This is a genomic window from Xanthomonas cannabis pv. cannabis (assembly GCF_000802365.1).
Taxonomy (GTDB): Bacteria; Pseudomonadota; Gammaproteobacteria; order Xanthomonadales; family Xanthomonadaceae; genus Xanthomonas; species Xanthomonas cannabis.
Window position 1 is genome coordinate 86,883 of sequence record NZ_JSZE01000005.1, and the last position, 15,649, is coordinate 102,531.

The window sequence follows — 15,649 nt, forward strand, 5'->3', positions numbered from 1 at the left end:
GCCGCGCTCGCCTGGGCGTGCCGCGGTGCACTGCAGAGTGGATCAGCAACCTCAAGCATTGCGCCAAGGTGCAACGACGGTCGTGATGCGCTGCACCCGGGCAGCGCATGCGGTGGGGATGACACATACGCAGGTCCCGGCTTGATCGATAGGCAAGCGTGCGCGCCTGCAGGTAGGCCGCCCAGTCGCACCTGTCATGGCGTGCAGGTGACAGCTGTCACTGGTGGGTGCCGTCGCCAGCTTGCATGCTGCAGCGCAATTGCAGCAGCCCGGCAGGTCCTACCGTTTGTCGCCGCCTTGCAGGTGGTGACTTCCGGCAGCTTGCGGCGCGCCTTGCAGGCAGTCACATTCTGCGCAGCCTTCTGTCCTGGTTCTCGATGAACACCTCCGCCGATCTGCTCAAACAACTCCGTATCGACCGCCAGCGTCCTGCCACGCCGCCACCGGCGCGCCGCACCGGCTGGATCATCGCCGCCATCGTCATCGTCATCGCGCTGGCCGCTGCCGCGTGGTGGTTCACCCGCACACCGGTGGCCAAGGTGCAGACCGCACCAGTGGTGGCGATCAGTGCCGGCAGCAGCAGCGCCTCGGTGCTGGATGCCTCCGGCTACGTGGTGGCGCGGCGCATGGCCACGGTGTCGGCGCAGGTGACCGGCAAGGTGCGCGAAGTGATGATCGAAGAAGGCATGCGGGTGGAACAGGGCCAGGTGATGGCCACGCTGGACCCGCTGGATGCCGACGCGCAGCGTACGCTGTCGGCCTCGCAGCTGTCGGCCGCGCGCAGCCAGGTCGACAACATGCAGGCGCAGCTGGCCGTGGCCAATGCCGATGCCACGCGACTGCAATCGCTGGTCGGCGCGCAGCTGGTATCGCGCTCGCAGTACGAACAGGCCACCGCGCAGCGCGACGCACTGCGTGCACAGTTGCAGAACGCGCAACGCAATGTGCAGGTGGCCTCCGATCAGCTGGCCATTGCCGGCATCCGCTCGGACTTCAATGTGGTGCGCGCTCCCTTCGCCGGCGTGGTCACCGCCAAGGCCGCGCAGCCGGGCGAGATCGTGTCGCCGCTCTCGGCCGGTGGCGGTTTCACCCGCACCGGCATCGGCACCATCGTGGACATGGAATCGCTGGAAATCGAAGTGGAAGTCGGCGAGTCCTACATCGGCCGCGTGCAGCCGAAGATGCCGGTGGAGGCGGTGCTCAACGCGTATCCGGAGTGGAAGATCCCCGGTGAGGTGATCGCCATCATCCCCACGGCCGACCGTGGCAAGGCCACGGTGAAGGTGCGGGTGGCGCTCAAGGTCAAGGATGCGCGCATCGTGCCGGAGATGGGCGTGCGGGTGAGCTTTCTGGAGCAGGCCAAGCCACAGGAGGCGGCCAAGCCGCAAGGCGTGCGCGTGCCCGCTGCGGCGTTGGTCGAACGCGGCACGCGCACCGTGGCCTTCGTGGTGGGCGAGCGCAATACCGTCAGCGAGCGCGCCGTCACGACCGGCATGCGCATGGGCGAAGACCGCCAGGTGCTGTCGGGACTGGCTGCCGGCGACAGCGTGGTGGTGAATCCGCCGCAGGCGCTGAAGGATGGCGACACGGTGGCCGAGGCCGAGGCGGACGCTGCGCCGTGATGGCCGAGGCGGTGCAGTGCGGTGTCGGGTCGCACGCTTGCGTGGCGGGCGTGTCATCGCTACGCGTTGCATCGGCTGTTCCAAGCGGAAACGAAACATTGTCGTCAGTGCATTTCAAACCGCTGTCTGAAGGAGGCGCTGTGGGCTGTTGAGCGCAACGTCGCCGCGATGGACCACGGAGGTTCTGCGCGACGGCTGCACAGCGGGTTGGTGCATCTGGCTACGCGTCACACGCTGCAACACGCCATTGCTTGATCGCTTCACCGTCGTCGCTGCGGCGCGTGCCTCCGCACCGCCCCGCATGCACTCGCCGTCGCCGTGCCGTATCGCTTTCTCATCCCATTGCGTCACCAGGAGTCGCCATGACCGCTCTCGTCAGCTTGCGCAACATCACCAAGACCTACCAACGCGGCCCCGAGCAGGTGCAGGTGCTGCACGGCATCGATCTGGAAATTGCCAGCGGCGATTTCGTGGCATTGATGGGTCCGTCCGGCTCGGGCAAGACCACCTTGCTCAACCTGATCGGCGGACTGGATACCCCCAGCGGCGGCGAGATCGAGATCGAAGGCGAGCGCATCGACCGCATGAGCGGCGGCCAGCTCGCCACCTGGCGCAGCCACCACGTCGGGTTCGTGTTCCAGTTCTACAACCTGATGCCGATGCTCACCGCACAGAAGAACGTGGAGCTGCCATTGCTGCTCACCTCGCTCAATGCGGCGCAGCGCAAGCGCAACGCAGAGATCGCCTTGACCCTGGTCGGCCTGCAGGAACGCCGCAACCACAAGCCCAGCGAACTGTCCGGCGGCCAGCAGCAGCGCGTTGCCATTGCACGCGCCATCGTGTCCGACCCGACGTTCCTGATCTGCGACGAGCCCACCGGCGACCTGGACCGCCACAACGCTGAAGAGATCCTGCGTTTGTTGCAGGAACTCAATCGCGAACATGGCAAGACCATCGTCATGGTCACCCATGACCCCAAGGCCGCCGAATACGCCACCCACACCATCCATCTGGACAAGGGCGAGCTGGCCGATGCGCCGCTCGTCCTCTGAAGGAACGCTGCCATGAAGTATCTGTCATTGGTGTGGGCGCAGTTGTTCCGCAGCAAGACGCGCACCTTGCTGACGCTGTTGTCGGTGGTGGCGGCCTTCCTGCTGTTTGGCATGCTCGATTCGGTGCGGGTGGCGTTTACCTCCGGCGGCAGCGTCAGCGGGGTCAATCGGCTGGTGGTGGCCTCGCGCCTGTCCATCACCCAATCGCTGCCGATCCGCCTGGAAGCACAGGTGCGCAGCGTGCCTGGCGTGCGCGATGTGACCTCGGCCATGTGGTTTGGCGGCATCTACCGCGACCCGAAGAATTTCTTCCCCAATTTTTCGGTGGCGCCCAACTTCTTCGACGTCTACAGCGAATACGCGTTGCCCAAGGACCAGCTCAAGGCATTCCAGACCACGCGCACCGGTGCGGTGGTCGGCGAAGCCCTGGCCAAGGAACATGGCTGGAAGATCGGCGACACCATCCCGTTGCAGGCCACCATCTTTCCGCGTGGCGGCAGCAACGACTGGCCGCTGCAGCTGGTCGGCATCTTTCGCATGAAGGACCGCACCGTGGCGGCCAATCAGGAACGCCAGTTGATGATGAACTGGAAATATTTCGACGAATCCAACGACTACATCAAGAACCAGGTGAGCTGGCTGACGGTGACCTTGAGCAACCCCGACCAGGCCTCGCGCGTGGCGCAGGCCATCGATGCGTTGTCGGCCAACTCCGATCATGAAACCAAGTCGCAAACCGAATCGGCGTTTCAGCAGGCCTTCGTCAAGCAGTTCGCCGATATCGGCCTGATCGTCACCTCGATCATGGCCGCGGTGTTCTTCACCTTGCTGCTGCTCACCGGCAACACCATGGCCCAGGCGGTGCGCGAACGCATCCCGGAGCTGGCCACGCTCAAGACGCTGGGCTTCCAGGACCGCACGGTGCTGAGCCTGGTGATGATCGAGTCGGTGTTGTTGATTGGCCTGGGCGGGCTGATCGGCATGGGCCTGGCGGCACTGGTGATTCCGGCGGTGTCCGCGCGCAGCGGCGGGCTGATGCCCACGCAAAGCGTACCGCTGCAGACCTGGCTGGTTGGCCTGGCCCTGATGGTCGGCATCGGCCTGGTGGTGGGTGTGCTGCCGGCGTTACGCGCGCAGCGCTTGAAGATCGTCGATGCCCTCGCCGGCCGCTGACAGGAGCATGCACATGCAACGCAAATGGAAAGATCGTGGCGTCACTGTGGTGTCCGTGGTGCTGCTGGCGCTCGGCCTGGGGCTGTGGATCGCGCTGCCGTGGATCTGGCTGGCGCCGGTCGCGGTACTGCTGGCGGTGTGGCTGGTCGCCACCCGCAGTGGCCGCCTGTCGCTGGCCGCTGCACGCATCGGCATCGCCAGCCTGCCGCAACGCTGGGGCTCCACCTCGGTGATCGTGGTCGGCATTGCCGGCGTGGTCGGTGTACTGGTGGCAATGCTGGCGATGGGCCAGGGCTTCCAGGCCACGCTCAACAGCACCGGCGACGACACCACCGCGATTGTCCTGCGCGGCGGCTCGCAGGCCGAGACCAACTCGGTGATCACCCGCGACCTGGTGCCACTGATCGGCAGCCTGCCGGGCATCGCCACCGATGCCAACGGGCGCCCGATGGTTTCGCCGGAGTTGTCGCAGGTGGTCAACGTCGCCTCCCGCTCTGATGGCACCGACGTCAACGCCCAGCTGCGCGGGGTGGGCGAACAGGCCTGGGCGGTGCACCCCAAGGTCAGGATCGTGCAGGGCCGCCGCTTCAACACCGGCCTGCGCGAGGTCGTGGTCGGCAAGGGCGCATTGAATCAGTTCCGCGGGCTGGAACTGGGCAAGACGCTCACCCTGGGCAGCCAGCAATGGACGGTGGTCGGTGTATTCGCCTCCGGCGATGCGCACGATTCGGAGCTGTGGACCGATGCGCAGACGCTGGCCACCACCTACAACCGCCGTGCGTACCAGTCGATCACCGCACGCACCAGCGGCAAGGCCGGCTTCGAGCAGTTCAAGACCGCCATGGCCGCCGACCCGCGGCTCAAGCTGGATGTGGAAACCACCCGCGCCTACTACGGCAAACAGGGCGGCGGCTTGAACAGGTTGATCAGCATCCTGGGCACGGTGATCGGCGCGATCATGGCGGTGGGCGCGGTGTTTGGCGCGCTCAACACGATGTATGCGGCAGTGGCCACGCGTGCGCGCGAGATCGCCACCATGCGCGCCATCGGCTTTCGCGGCACGCCGGTGATCATGGCGCTGATGCTGGAAACCATGCTGCTGGCACTGCTGGGCGGGCTGCTGGGCGGGCTGATCGCCTGGGCGGTGTTCAATGGCTATACCGTCTCCACGCTGGGCAACAACTTCAGCCAGGTGGTGTTCCAGTTCAAGGTCTCGCCGGAGCTGCTGTGGAGCGGGCTGAAATGGGCGCTGGGCATCGGGCTGGTGGGCGGGCTGTTCCCGGCATTGCGCGCGGCGCGGTTGCCGATCACCACGGCGTTGCGTGAGGTGTAGGCGGGCCGTTGGCCCGCCGGGGAATGGGGAATGGGGAATCGGGAGTGGGGAATGGTGACAGCCAAAGCAGAGCAAGCGCGTCGCTGCAGCTGAATGTATTGCAGGCTGTCATGGTTTTGTCACCGCAGTGCGGTAGATGCGCGGGCCGGCAGGCCGTAGCCTGCCCGGCCGTTGCATCCATCGATCTTCGCCATGACGCGCCTGATTCTGCTGGCCTGCGCCTGCCTGTGGCTGGCCGGCTGTTCTTCCTCTTCGACCTCGCTCAGCGAGCGCCTGGTTGCGCCCGGCGGTACCTCGCCGTTGCTGGACGAAGAACGCATTGCCGCCACCATCGCCACGGTGCCCAACCGCAGCGGGCATGTGGTCACACGCGATGGCGTGCCGATCTTCTGGCGGGCGATCGATCCCGGCCAGTACGCCATGCATTACCGCTACCTGGGCCAGCGCAACGACCCGGCGCATGCGCTGGACGTGGACTTCGGCTTCAGCGTGCCCACCACGCCGCCGCCGGCGCCGCGTGGCACCGTGGTGCTGCTGCATGGCTGGATGATGGATGGCGATTCGCTGCTGCCGTGGTCGCTGCAGCTGGCGCAGGCCGGCTACCGGGTGGTCACCATCGACCTGCGCAACCACGGCCACTCCGGCGGCGGCCCGTCGGGCTACGGCACGCGCGAGTCCGATGATGTGATCGATGTGCTCAACGCGCTGCAGCCGCGTGGCGAGATCCAGGGGCCGCTGTACCTGTTCGGCATTTCCTATGGTGCGGCCACGGCGCTGTTTACCGCCGACAAGCTCGGCCCGCGCGTTGCCGGCGTGGTGGCAATGGAATCCTTTGCCAATGCCGGTCGCGGCATCCGCGACATGGTGCCGCATCTGCTCGCCAGCCAGCCGCACGGGTGGCGCGGGCAGGCGGTGGCGGCCTATGCGCGCTGGCGCTATGCCGACCAGAATATCGATGCGGTGATCGCCGCCGCCGATACCCAGCTCAAGCTGGACCTGGACCATGTCGATGTCGCGCACGCCCTGGCCGACACGCGCAGCTGCGTGCTGCTGTTGCATGGCGATGCCGACCAGCACATTCCGGTGGCGCATGGCCGCACATTGGCGTTGGCCAGTGCGCGTGCGCATTACGTCGAGCTTCCCGGCGAAAACCATCTGAGCCTGCCGCTACGGCTGGACCTGCTCGGCGGGCCGATCGATCACTGGCTGGCGCAGGTGCAACGCGACCCCGGTCATTGCCCTGCACCACCGGGGCTGCCCGCTTCCACGCTGGCAGTGACCAGCCCATTGGCAATGCCACGCAGTTGATCGGGGCCAGCGCGGCGCCCGGATGCGAGGCCGTCACGCTGATCACTGCCACACGCACTGCCTGCAGTGCGACGCTTGCTCAGCGCGTGACCACCGGCTGCCGCGAACGCACCACGCTGTCGCCGACGAACAGCAGCAAGCCCAGCCAGATCGCCGCAAACCCGATCGCACGTCCCTGGTCGAACGGCTCATGGAAGAACCACACGCCCAGCAACAGCTGCAGGCTCGGCCCGATGTATTGCAGGATGCCCACCAGCGACAGCGGGATCCGCCGCACGCCGTACGCAAACCCGATCAGCGGGACCGCCGTCACCACGCCACCGAAGATCAGCAGCAGGTCGGTTCGCAGGTCCCAGCCGCTGAAGAACGCGCCGCCATGGCCCTGCTCGCCCCATGTGGCAAGCAGCAGTGCCGGCACGAACAGGTACACGCTCTCCACACCCAGCCCGGCCACCGGGTCCACCGACACCAGCTTGCGCAGCAACCCGTAGAGGCCGAACGAGATCGCCAGCCCCAGCGCAATCCACGGCGGTGCACCGGCATCGATGGTCAGCCACAGCACGCCTGCGGCAGCGCACGCCACCGCCAGCCACTGGATGCCACGCAGGCGCTCTTTCAGCACCAGCACGCCCAGCAACACGCTCAGCAATGGATTGATGAAGTAGCCCAGGCTGGCTTCGATCACATGCCCGGCATTGATGGCCCAGATATACAGGCCCCAATTGAAGGCAATCGCCACGCTGCTGGCGGCCAGCATCCACAGCGCGCGCGGCTGCGCAGCAATCGCGCGCCACCAATGCAGCCCCGAGGTCGCCACCAGCCACGCAACGACCAGCACTGCGCTCCACACGATGCGGTGCGCAATGATCTGCAGCGACGGCACCACCTTGAGCAGGTGCCAATACAGTGGCACCAGTCCCCAGATCACGAAGCTCGCGGCGGTCATCAACAGACCGCGCCGCGCCTCCACCGCCGACACCGGCACGGCCGCGCTCATCGGCGCGCCTTGGCCAGGGTGACCACCAGCACCCCGGCCAGGATCACCGCCATCGCGCCGATGTCGTGGGCGGTGAAACGCTCGTGCCCCAGCCACGCGCCCAATGCCACTGCAATCACCGGATTGACGTAGGCATAGCTGCCGGCCAGTGCCGGGCGCACGTGATGCAGCAGCCAGACATAGGCGGTGAATGCCACGATCGAGCCGAACACGCACAGGTACGCCACTGCCATCAACCCCTGCGGGGTGGGCCAGGCCTGCGGCCGCTCGCCGATCAACAGGCCGGTGCTCACCAGCAACACGCCGCCGCACAGCATCTGCCCGGCGGCGGTCATGAACGGCGATGGCAGGTCGCGGCCCCGCGACCACACCGAGCCGAATGCCCAGCCGATCGGCGCGATCAGCAGCAGCACCAACCCGCCCGGCGTTGCGGTCAGGCTGCTGCCGGCGTTGAGCCACACCACGCCCAGGAATCCGATCACGATGCCCAGCCATTCGCCGCCGCTGGCATGCTGCCCGCGCAGGGCACCGAACAAGGCCATCCACAACGGCACCGAGGCCACTGCAGTGGCGGCCAGGCCGGAGGACACGCTGCGCTCGGCCAGCACCACCATGCCGTTGCCCAACAGCAACAGCGCCGCGCCCATCAAGGCCACGTTCTTCCATTGCGCGCGCGTGGGCGCCGCCACGCCGCGCCAGCGCAGCACGCCGTAGAGCACGCTGCCGGCGATGATGAAGCGCGCACCGGACACCATCGTCAACGGCTGCGCACCGCCTTCCAGCGCGAAGCGGATCGCCAGATAGGTCGAGCCCCAGACCACATACACCAGCAACAACGCGAGAACGACCAGCCCGCTGCGCGCGGGTGCGGTAGCGTCGTGAGAGGAAGACATCGGACCTGCCAACTGCAGCGGAAGCTTCAATTCTAGATCACCTGCACGCGCCGACACCGCACAGACGGTGCGCAGCGCACGCGGTATGGTGCGCTCGACGCTCATCACAATGGAATGCCCATGCCACGTCGCACTCCCTGGTTGGCCCTGGTCGCGCTTGCCCTGTTCTCCACCACCGCAGCCGCCGCACGCGCACCCGAGCCCTGGGAGCTCACCGGCCATGCGCTGATCGATGCCGGGCTGGACGGCTCGCTGGCACCGGAGATCGACGCACCCGGGCAGCCCGAACTCAAGGTCATGGTGTCGGCCAGCCGCGCCGGCGCCTACCTGCTGGGCGTGGCCAGCGCCAGTTACCGCACGCAGTGGTGCATGCCCGCAGGCAAGGCCGGCCCGCCGGATCTGCAAGTGCTGCTGGCCGATCTCAGCGCATTGCCCGACGCGCGCCTGGATGAGCCCGCACCTGGCCTGATCGTCCAGGCGCTGGCCAAACGCTATCCGTGCCGCAAGTAGGACGCTTGCAGGAAAGTCGCCTGCAAAGCGCTGCATGAGGCCGTGCTGCGCCGATGCCCTCCGCGTCGGCACCAGCGCAAGGCAGGCATGAAAGCCGCGCTGGCGAAACGCGGCGAACACCGCGGCCGTCACGCTTTGCAGCGGCGCACCAGCCGTCGTGCGGCACGTGTGGAGTGCGGACAGCACGCTCGGAGCCGGAGCGTCCACGTGGCGCAGTCCGATTCCAGGCAACCGCCGCGACCGCCTGCTGGCTGCGCAGCCGTTTTCTAGCGGCCCTTACCTGCGCGCCGCATCGCTGCGCGCGCGGATCGCCTTGAACTCCGAGCCATCCTGCCAGCTCGGCCACTGGCGGCCGTTGGCCAGTGCCACGCCCACGTCATAGACCAGGGTGGTATCGGCGGCGTGCCCGCTGGCATCCCACTGCGGCGTCCAGCGGTCGCAGGGCTGGTGGTAGCAATCGGCGAAGTATTGGTCACGCAGCGCCTTGCCCTTGGCAACGCCGCCTTCGAGCATGTCCAGGCCGGGGCCGGCGGTGATCGCCGGCACGCCCATGCGCGCGAACGCGAAATGGTCGGCGCGGTAGAAGAAGCCCGCCTCCAGATTCGGGTCCGGCGAATACATGCGGCCACGCGCCTTGGCGGCCGTCTCCAGGTCGCCTTCCAGCGACACCCGTCCACGCCCCCACGAGGCGATGTCGCGGGTGGGGCCATCGGGGCTGAACATCTCCATGTTGAGCACCGCTACGGTCTTGTCCAATGGCGCCAGCGGATGCGCCGCATAGTAGTTGGCACCGAGCAGGCCCTTTTCCTCTGCGGTCAATGCAATGAAATACAGCGTGCGCTGCGGCTTGGGGCCGGCGGCGAATACGCGCGCCAGTTCCAGCACGCTGGCAACGCCAGTGGCGTTGTCCACCGCACCGCGTCGAATCGTGTCGCCACTGGCATCGGCCTTGCCGATCCCGAACGCATCCCAATGCGCAGAAAAGATCACCGTCTCGTCCGGGTGCTGGCTGCCGGTGAGCTTGGCCACCACGTTATGGGTGACCACCCGTTCGCGCTTGAGCTTGAACTCCACCGACAGCGTGGCATCGCCCAGCGCGACGGGCGCAAAATCGCGCTGCTGCGCGCGCGCCTTGGCCTGTTCGAAATCCAGCCCTGCCTGTTTGAACAGCGTCTGCGCCAGCGTGCGCTGCATCCAGCCACGCACCGGCACGTGCCGCGCCTTTGCATCGGCATCGCTGCGTTCGATATCGAACAGCGGCGACAGACCCGAACTCTGCACCGTGGCCCAGCCGTACGCGGCCGGCGCAGTTTCGTGCACGATCAGCACCCCGGCCGCACCGCGCCGCGCGGCTTCTTCGTACTTGTAGGTCCAGCGGCCGTAGTAGGTCACCGCCTTGCCATCGAACGCACCCGGCTGCGCGCTCTCGAAGTCGGCATCGTTGATCAGCACCACCGCAATCTTGCCGCGCAGGTCCACGCCCTTGTAGTCGTCCCACTGCCGCTCCGGCGCGCTGATGCCGTAGCCCACGAACACCAGCGGCGCATCCTTCAGCGCCACTGCGGCCTGCGGACGCAGGCTCTGCAAGGTCACATCGGTGCCGTTGACCAGCGTCTGCGTCTTGCCGCCCACGCGCAGGCGCGCACGCACCGGGCCATCGACCTGCGCGCGCACCAGCGGCACTGCCTGGGTCCAGCTGCCCTGCTCGCCGCCCGGTTGCAGCCCGGCAGCCTTGAACTGCTCGACCAGGTAATCGACGGTGCGCTGCTCGCCGGTACTGGCCGGCGCGCGGCCCTCGAAGTCGTCCGATGCCAGCAGGCGCACATGCCGCGACAACGCCTCGGCATCGATGCCGCCACCGGGCAGATCGTTGGCGGCCTGTGCCACACCTCCCACAAACAGGCAGGCGGACAACAGCAGGATGCGCATCGGATTCACGGTGAGGCCTTGCAACGGATGGATGACAGATAGTTTACAAGCGTGCGGCCCGAGCGGGAGCGCGATACCGCGGCCACCGGTTCGCTCCCGCGCGCGGCAGCGCTGCAAACCCGGCGTGCGCAGACGCTGACCACTGCGCGCACGTGCTGCAGCCGCCGGGCCACGACGGCTCCGCGGTGGCATGATCGCCGGCAGCGATCAGGCATCGGCCACCGGTGCGACGCGGCTTGCATCGCGCAATGCGGCCAGCGCCGCTATCGACGCAGATGCCAGGCGCGTCATCGGCAGCGCTGGCCGGCTTCCCACACATGCAAGACCATCAGCGCCAAGGTCGTCGGCTCAGCGTGCGGCGCGGTCCAGCCAGCACGCAAGCCCTTGCGCGTTGAGTTCGATATCGGTGCCCAGCAACTGCTCCACGCCCGCATCGTCCAGCAGGCAGCCGTGCTGCCGGGCGCGCTCCAGATACAGCTCCGTCAATGCGGCCACCAGGCAACGGTGGCGGTCTGCACGCGAGGCACAACCCACTGCAATCTCGGTCATCGCATGAATCTGCTGCACCAGCGCCTGCGCCAACGGTGCAGGCGATTCGACCCGCCCGTAGTGGGTGAGATACATCGCCTGCGGGTCGGTATCCATCAACCGCGCGATCGACTGCAGCATCGCCTCCGGTTCGAATTGCACTGGCGAGGAGGTCGGCAGAATGAAGGCGCCCTGCGCGCTGTCGAGCTGGCGATACGACAGCCCGAAAGTGTCGCCGGTGAACCAGCTGCGGCTGCGCGCATCCCACACGCACAGATGGTGGCGCGCGTGTCCGGGCGTGTCGCGTGTCAACAGTGCGCGCTCGCCCAACTGCACGCAGTGGCCATCGGCCGCTTCCACCACGCGCTCGGCCGGCACCGGCACGATCGCGCCATAACTGCGCGCCATCTCGGCCTGGCCATACACCGCGGTAGCGCCGGCGATCAGCCGCGCGGGGTCGACCAGGTGCGGCGCGCCACGCGGATGCACCAGCACGCGGGCATTGGGCAGATGCTGCAGCAATGCACCGGCGCCGCCGGCGTGATCCAGATGCACATGGGTCAGGATCAACCACTCCACCTGCGCCGGCGTCAGCTCCGCCGCCTGCAGGGCCGCCAGCAGGTGTGGCACCGAGTGCGAGGTCCCGCAATCGACGAACGCCGCGCGGTGCGCCTCCACGATCAGATACGCCGCATCGAACTGCACACCACCAAAACCGGTATCGATGGTATGGATGCTGGAATCGGCCACTGCTGTCATTCCTACCCCGTCGCTCCCAGGACCACCGCAGTGTAGGCGCAGGGATTGCCCAGATGCTGTGCCGCCGGTTCCAGGCAACGACGAATTAACAGCATCCATCCCAGCGCCGGCGCGCGCTTGGCCAGCACGCAGTGCGCGATGTGGACCACAATGCGTGCAAGGCCACTGCCCCTTGCACGCGTGCGCCGATCATGCCTCTCGCAGTGCCCGCATCGCCGCAAGAATCAGCGCTGCCTCGACCTGCGCATGCACGCCCGGCAACTGCAGATCGCTGACCTGCTCGGCCTGTTTCAATCGTGCGATCAGTTGACCGGCATCGCGCGGCGAGGCAAACCCGTCGCTCTGCACCAGCAGTGCACCTGCGCCATCGTTCAATTTGAAATAGAACTGGCCATCGGGTTCGCGGTACTGCTTGAACACCGGCAAGGCGCGCTTTTCGCCGCCCTGCGCAACGGCAGGGCCGGCCTGATCGGCCAGGTCGCGCAGACCCACTGCGTGCCGCAGCTCGGCCAGCAGCGGCGTGGCATAGCGCGCACGCAGGCGTGCGCCCCCGGCGCGCAGGATCGCCTCGATCTTGGCCGGCTCGGCCATCAGCGCCTCGTAGCGCGTCCGCAACGGGCTGATCTCCTGATCGATCCGCTCGAACAACTGCTGCTTGGCATCGCCCCAGCCGATGCCATCGGCAAAGGCCTGCGCGAAGGCGGCGGTTTCCTGCGGCGTGGCAAAAGCCTGATACAGCTGGAACAACGCCGAGCCCTGCGTGTCCTTCGCTTCGCCCGGCGCACGCGAATCGGTGAGGATGGAAAACACCAGCTTGCGCAGCTCCTCGCGCGAGGCGAACAGCGGGATGGTATTGCCGTAGCTCTTGCTCATCTTGCGGCCGTCCAGGCCCGGCAAGGTGGACACCTGCTCGTCGATCACCGCATCGGGCAAGGTGAAGAAATCACGGCCGTACACATGGTTGAACCGCTGCGCAAAGTCGCGCGCCATCTCGATGTGCTGGATCTGGTCGCGCCCCACCGGCACCTTGTGCGCATTGAAGATCAGGATGTCGGCCGCCATCAGCACCGGGTACATGAACAACCCGGCAGTCACGCCCGCATCGTCGTCCTCGCCGTCGGCGCGGTTCTTGTCCACCGCCGCCTTGTAGGCATGCGCGCGGTTGAGGATGCCCTTGCCGGCCACGCAGGTCAGCAACCACATCAACTCGGTGGTTTCGGGCACATCGGACTGCCGATAGAACCAGACCTTGTCCGGATCCAGGCCGCAGGCCAGCCAGCTAGCCGCGATCTCCAGCGTGGAGCGCTGGGTACGCGCCGGGTCCTGCGCCTTGATCAGGCTATGCAGGTCGGCAAGGAAGTAGAAGCTTTCCGCATCGGCGGCGGCGCTGGCCTGGATGGCCGGGCGGATCGCACCGACGTAATTGCCCAGGTGCGGGGTGCCGGAGGTGGTGATGCCGGTGAGGACGCGAGTGGTCATCTGCGTAGTGCCAGGAGGTCAGCGTGCAAGTTTAGCGGTTCCGCGCCTTGCCTATCGGGTGACTGCCAGCGGTGTGTTGCTGCCACCTGATTCCTGTCACCGCCCGCCACACGCAGAAACGGGCCGCATTGGCGGCCCGTCTGCAACGTCGCTCGCGCTGGGGCGACGCGATATGGATCAGGTGTCGTCGCGCAGGGATTTTTCGAAGGCGCGCACTTCGGTCTGGGCGCGGTCGCGGTCCCAGCCATACCGTTCCTGCAGCTTGCCCTGCAGGTATTCGGCATTACCTTCGGCAACCTTGAAATCGTCGTCGGTGAGGTCGCCCCATTTGGCCTGCATCTTGCCTTTGAGCTGGGTCCACTTGCCGGAAATGATGTCAGTGTTCATTGCGTTGACTCCGCTGCGATGCGGCCGCGATTGACCGTGGGATGAGGGTGCCCACGGATGCGTTCGTTGCTCATCAAGAGGTGTCAAACCGGCGATCACCGCACTGAGCCATTGCCGACGCGCGATACCGTCAACCGATCGGGCAATCGCGCAGCTGCGGTGCGACCAACACGCTGCCCAGGCTGGGCGCAAAAAAAAACGGGCCTTGCGGCCCGTCTTTTTTGCATGCGGCGTCAGATCACTTACGCGCTGCGTCTTCCACCTTCTCACCGGCGCCCTGCACGTCCTTGCCGGCACCTGCGACGGTGTTGCAACCCGACAGCATACCGACCGACAACACCGACAGCACCAGCAGCACAATTGCACGCTTCATAACAGACTCCTTCGTAGGTAAGCGGCCAGTTGCCGCAGATCAATCAAATCGAACACATCACACGCAAGACGTTGGGATCAGCACTTGCCGTCGCTGCATTTTTCGGCCGTTTTCTCGACCTTGTCGCCCGCACCCTGCATATCCTTGCCGGCGCCGGCCATGGTGTTGCAGCCAGTCATTACGCCGGCCGAAAACAGGCCCAGCACCATCAGTGTCAGCAGTCGCTTCATCGGTCTTCCTCGGTCTGCGCCCGGTGCGGTCGCACCTCGCTTGGCGCCAAATCTGACTGCGCGCACGTGGATTTGATGTGAACGGCAGCACGCCACGTTCAGCGCTGGATCAATCTCGCATCAGGGTCGACTTGCCGAACAGGCTCTCCACCAGATCCACTGCCAGTTCGGCGGTCGCGTTGCGATTGTCCAGCACCGGATTGAGTTCGACGATGTCCAGCGATCCCATGCGGCCGGTGTCGGCAATCATCTCCATCACCAGCTGCGCCTCGCGGTAGTTGGGGCCACCGGGCACCGTGGTGCCCACGCCCGGCGCGATGCTCGGGTCGAGGAAATCCACATCGAAGCTGACATGCAGGTGGGTCTCGGCGCTCATGCCCTGCAGCGCGGCCTCCATGGTGCGCTTCATGCCGGCTTCGTCGATGTAGCGCATGTCGTAGACGTCGATGCGGTGCTGCTTGATCAGGCGCTTCTCCTCCGGATCCACCGAGCGGATGCCGATCTGCCGCACCTGCTCGGGCAACAGCGCCGGCGCACTGCCGCCCAGGTGGGTCAGCGCCTGTGGGCCCAGCCCGCACAGGCAGGCTACCGGCATGCCGTGCACATTGCCGGACGGTGTCACCTCGCTGGTGTTGAAATCCGAATGCGCGTCCAGCCACAGCACCCGCAACGGGCGCCCCTGCTCGCGGCAGTGCCTGGCCACCGCAGTGATCGAGCCGATGCCCAGGCAATGGTCACCACCGAGCATGATCGGCATGCGCCCGGCCTGCAGTTCGGCATAGCTGGCGTCCATCAGCGCCTGGTTCCAGGCCACCACTTCGTCCAGATGCCGGTAGCCGGCCTGCGGCAGCTGCCAGGGATTGCGCGGGCCATCCAGGTTGCCCAGATCACGCACCTCCACGCCACGGCCGATCAGGGCCTCCTGCAAGCCGGCAATGCGCAGCGCCTCCGGCCCCATCCGTGCGCCGCGGTGGCCGGCACCGATGTCGGTGGGAACGCCTATCAGGGAAACCGGCAGGTACTGCGTTGCCATGCATTGCTCCAGCATCGAGAAAGCCGTGCAGTCTAGTGGCGCG

At 66.6% G+C, this 15,649-nt stretch carries 15 protein-coding genes; 6 read left to right on the plus strand and 9 right to left on the minus strand.

All coding sequences use genetic code 11. The features are described from left to right. Positions 1 to 377: 377 nt before the first annotated feature. From OZ10_RS01525 to OZ10_RS01545, 5 genes are all read left to right on the plus strand, one after another. Positions 378 to 1,622, plus strand: coding sequence for an efflux RND transporter periplasmic adaptor subunit (locus tag OZ10_RS01525; protein ID WP_039404564.1), 1,245 nt, complete (start codon positions 378 to 380; stop codon positions 1,620 to 1,622). 362 nt (positions 1,623 to 1,984) lie between these two features. After that, a complete protein-coding gene (locus tag OZ10_RS01530) occupies positions 1,985 to 2,674 on the plus strand; it encodes an ABC transporter ATP-binding protein (RefSeq protein WP_039404566.1) in 690 nt (229 codons plus the stop codon). 12 nt (positions 2,675 to 2,686) lie between these two features. Beyond that, on the plus strand, positions 2,687 to 3,847 hold the full coding sequence (locus tag OZ10_RS01535) for an ABC transporter permease (RefSeq protein WP_039404569.1): 1,161 nt from the start codon (positions 2,687 to 2,689) through the stop codon (positions 3,845 to 3,847). Between the two features lie 7 nt (positions 3,848 to 3,854). After that, on the plus strand, positions 3,855 to 5,180 hold the full coding sequence (locus OZ10_RS01540) for an ABC transporter permease (RefSeq protein WP_162183122.1): 1,326 nt from the start codon (positions 3,855 to 3,857) through the stop codon (positions 5,178 to 5,180). 192 nt (positions 5,181 to 5,372) lie between these two features. Then, positions 5,373 to 6,488 (plus strand): alpha/beta hydrolase family protein, encoded by a 1,116-nt coding sequence (locus tag OZ10_RS01545; protein ID WP_039404633.1) that lies wholly within the window; start codon positions 5,373 to 5,375, stop codon positions 6,486 to 6,488. 79 nt (positions 6,489 to 6,567) lie between these two features. Here the strand turns inward: OZ10_RS01545 and rarD are convergent, their stop codons facing one another. Together rarD and yedA are read right to left on the minus strand one after the other, a co-directional pair. Continuing rightward, positions 6,568 to 7,485 (minus strand): EamA family transporter RarD, encoded by a 918-nt coding sequence (rarD, locus tag OZ10_RS01550; protein WP_039404577.1) that lies wholly within the window; start codon positions 7,483 to 7,485, stop codon positions 6,568 to 6,570. Continuing rightward, entirely contained in the window at positions 7,482 to 8,378 is an 897-nt protein-coding gene (yedA, locus tag OZ10_RS01555; RefSeq protein WP_039563744.1) for a drug/metabolite exporter YedA, read from the minus strand. Before yedA ends, rarD begins: the two co-directional genes overlap by 4 nt. 120 nt (positions 8,379 to 8,498) lie before the next feature. Here yedA and OZ10_RS01560 point away from each other — a divergent pair, with 120 nt between their 5' ends. Then, the gene (locus tag OZ10_RS01560) at positions 8,499 to 8,888 is read left to right on the plus strand and encodes a Rap1a/Tai family immunity protein (protein ID WP_039404579.1); all 390 of its coding nucleotides are present in this window, start codon (positions 8,499 to 8,501) and stop codon (positions 8,886 to 8,888) included. Positions 8,889 to 9,164: 276 nt separating this feature from the next. Here the strand turns inward: OZ10_RS01560 and OZ10_RS01565 are convergent, their stop codons facing one another. From OZ10_RS01565 to rocF, 7 genes are all read right to left on the minus strand, one after another. Beyond that, the gene (locus tag OZ10_RS01565; RefSeq protein WP_039404582.1) at positions 9,165 to 10,817 is read right to left on the minus strand and encodes a M28 family metallopeptidase; all 1,653 of its coding nucleotides are present in this window, start codon (positions 10,815 to 10,817) and stop codon (positions 9,165 to 9,167) included. Between the two features lie 348 nt (positions 10,818 to 11,165). Then, complete coding sequence (locus tag OZ10_RS01570; protein WP_039404585.1) at positions 11,166 to 12,104, minus strand: MBL fold metallo-hydrolase; 939 nt, start codon at positions 12,102 to 12,104, stop codon at positions 11,166 to 11,168. A 189-nt stretch (positions 12,105 to 12,293) separates the two neighbouring features. After that, entirely contained in the window at positions 12,294 to 13,583 is a 1,290-nt protein-coding gene (locus OZ10_RS01575; RefSeq protein ID WP_039404588.1) for a tryptophan--tRNA ligase, read from the minus strand. Positions 13,584 to 13,760: 177 nt separating this feature from the next. After that, complete coding sequence (locus tag OZ10_RS01580) at positions 13,761 to 13,970, minus strand: CsbD family protein (RefSeq protein ID WP_039404591.1); 210 nt, start codon at positions 13,968 to 13,970, stop codon at positions 13,761 to 13,763. A gap of 238 nt (positions 13,971 to 14,208) precedes the next feature. After that, the gene (locus tag OZ10_RS01585; protein ID WP_016904515.1) at positions 14,209 to 14,343 is read right to left on the minus strand and encodes an entericidin A/B family lipoprotein; all 135 of its coding nucleotides are present in this window, start codon (positions 14,341 to 14,343) and stop codon (positions 14,209 to 14,211) included. Positions 14,344 to 14,420: 77 nt separating this feature from the next. Next, the gene (locus OZ10_RS01590) at positions 14,421 to 14,573 is read right to left on the minus strand and encodes an entericidin A/B family lipoprotein (protein WP_039404598.1); all 153 of its coding nucleotides are present in this window, start codon (positions 14,571 to 14,573) and stop codon (positions 14,421 to 14,423) included. 109 nt (positions 14,574 to 14,682) lie between these two features. Further along, the gene (gene rocF / locus OZ10_RS01595) at positions 14,683 to 15,606 is read right to left on the minus strand and encodes an arginase (protein WP_039404638.1); all 924 of its coding nucleotides are present in this window, start codon (positions 15,604 to 15,606) and stop codon (positions 14,683 to 14,685) included. Positions 15,607 to 15,649: the final 43 nt, after the last annotated feature.

Excerpts from the sequence above, each read along its gene's own strand:
- OZ10_RS01525 (WP_039404564.1), top strand. The coding sequence starts at position 378 with ATGAACACCTCCGCCGATCTGCTCAAACAACTCCGTATCGACCGCCAG.
- OZ10_RS01530 (WP_039404566.1), top strand. The coding sequence starts at position 1,985 with ATGACCGCTCTCGTCAGCTTGCGCAACATCACCAAGACCTACCAACGC.
- OZ10_RS01535 (WP_039404569.1), top strand. The coding sequence starts at position 2,687 with ATGAAGTATCTGTCATTGGTGTGGGCGCAGTTGTTCCGCAGCAAGACG.
- OZ10_RS01540 (WP_162183122.1), top strand. The coding sequence starts at position 3,855 with ATGCACATGCAACGCAAATGGAAAGATCGTGGCGTCACTGTGGTGTCC.
- OZ10_RS01545 (WP_039404633.1), top strand. The coding sequence starts at position 5,373 with ATGACGCGCCTGATTCTGCTGGCCTGCGCCTGCCTGTGGCTGGCCGGC.
- rarD (WP_039404577.1), bottom strand. The coding sequence starts at position 7,485 with ATGAGCGCGGCCGTGCCGGTGTCGGCGGTGGAGGCGCGGCGCGGTCTG.
- yedA (WP_039563744.1), bottom strand. The coding sequence starts at position 8,378 with ATGTCTTCCTCTCACGACGCTACCGCACCCGCGCGCAGCGGGCTGGTC.
- OZ10_RS01560 (WP_039404579.1), top strand. The coding sequence starts at position 8,499 with ATGCCACGTCGCACTCCCTGGTTGGCCCTGGTCGCGCTTGCCCTGTTC.
- OZ10_RS01565 (WP_039404582.1), bottom strand. The coding sequence starts at position 10,817 with ATGCGCATCCTGCTGTTGTCCGCCTGCCTGTTTGTGGGAGGTGTGGCA.
- OZ10_RS01570 (WP_039404585.1), bottom strand. The coding sequence starts at position 12,104 with ATGACAGCAGTGGCCGATTCCAGCATCCATACCATCGATACCGGTTTT.
- OZ10_RS01575 (WP_039404588.1), bottom strand. The coding sequence starts at position 13,583 with ATGACCACTCGCGTCCTCACCGGCATCACCACCTCCGGCACCCCGCAC.
- OZ10_RS01580 (WP_039404591.1), bottom strand. The coding sequence starts at position 13,970 with ATGAACACTGACATCATTTCCGGCAAGTGGACCCAGCTCAAAGGCAAG.
- OZ10_RS01585 (WP_016904515.1), bottom strand. The coding sequence starts at position 14,343 with ATGAAGCGTGCAATTGTGCTGCTGGTGCTGTCGGTGTTGTCGGTCGGT.
- OZ10_RS01590 (WP_039404598.1), bottom strand. The coding sequence starts at position 14,573 with ATGAAGCGACTGCTGACACTGATGGTGCTGGGCCTGTTTTCGGCCGGC.
- rocF (WP_039404638.1), bottom strand. The coding sequence starts at position 15,606 with ATGGCAACGCAGTACCTGCCGGTTTCCCTGATAGGCGTTCCCACCGAC.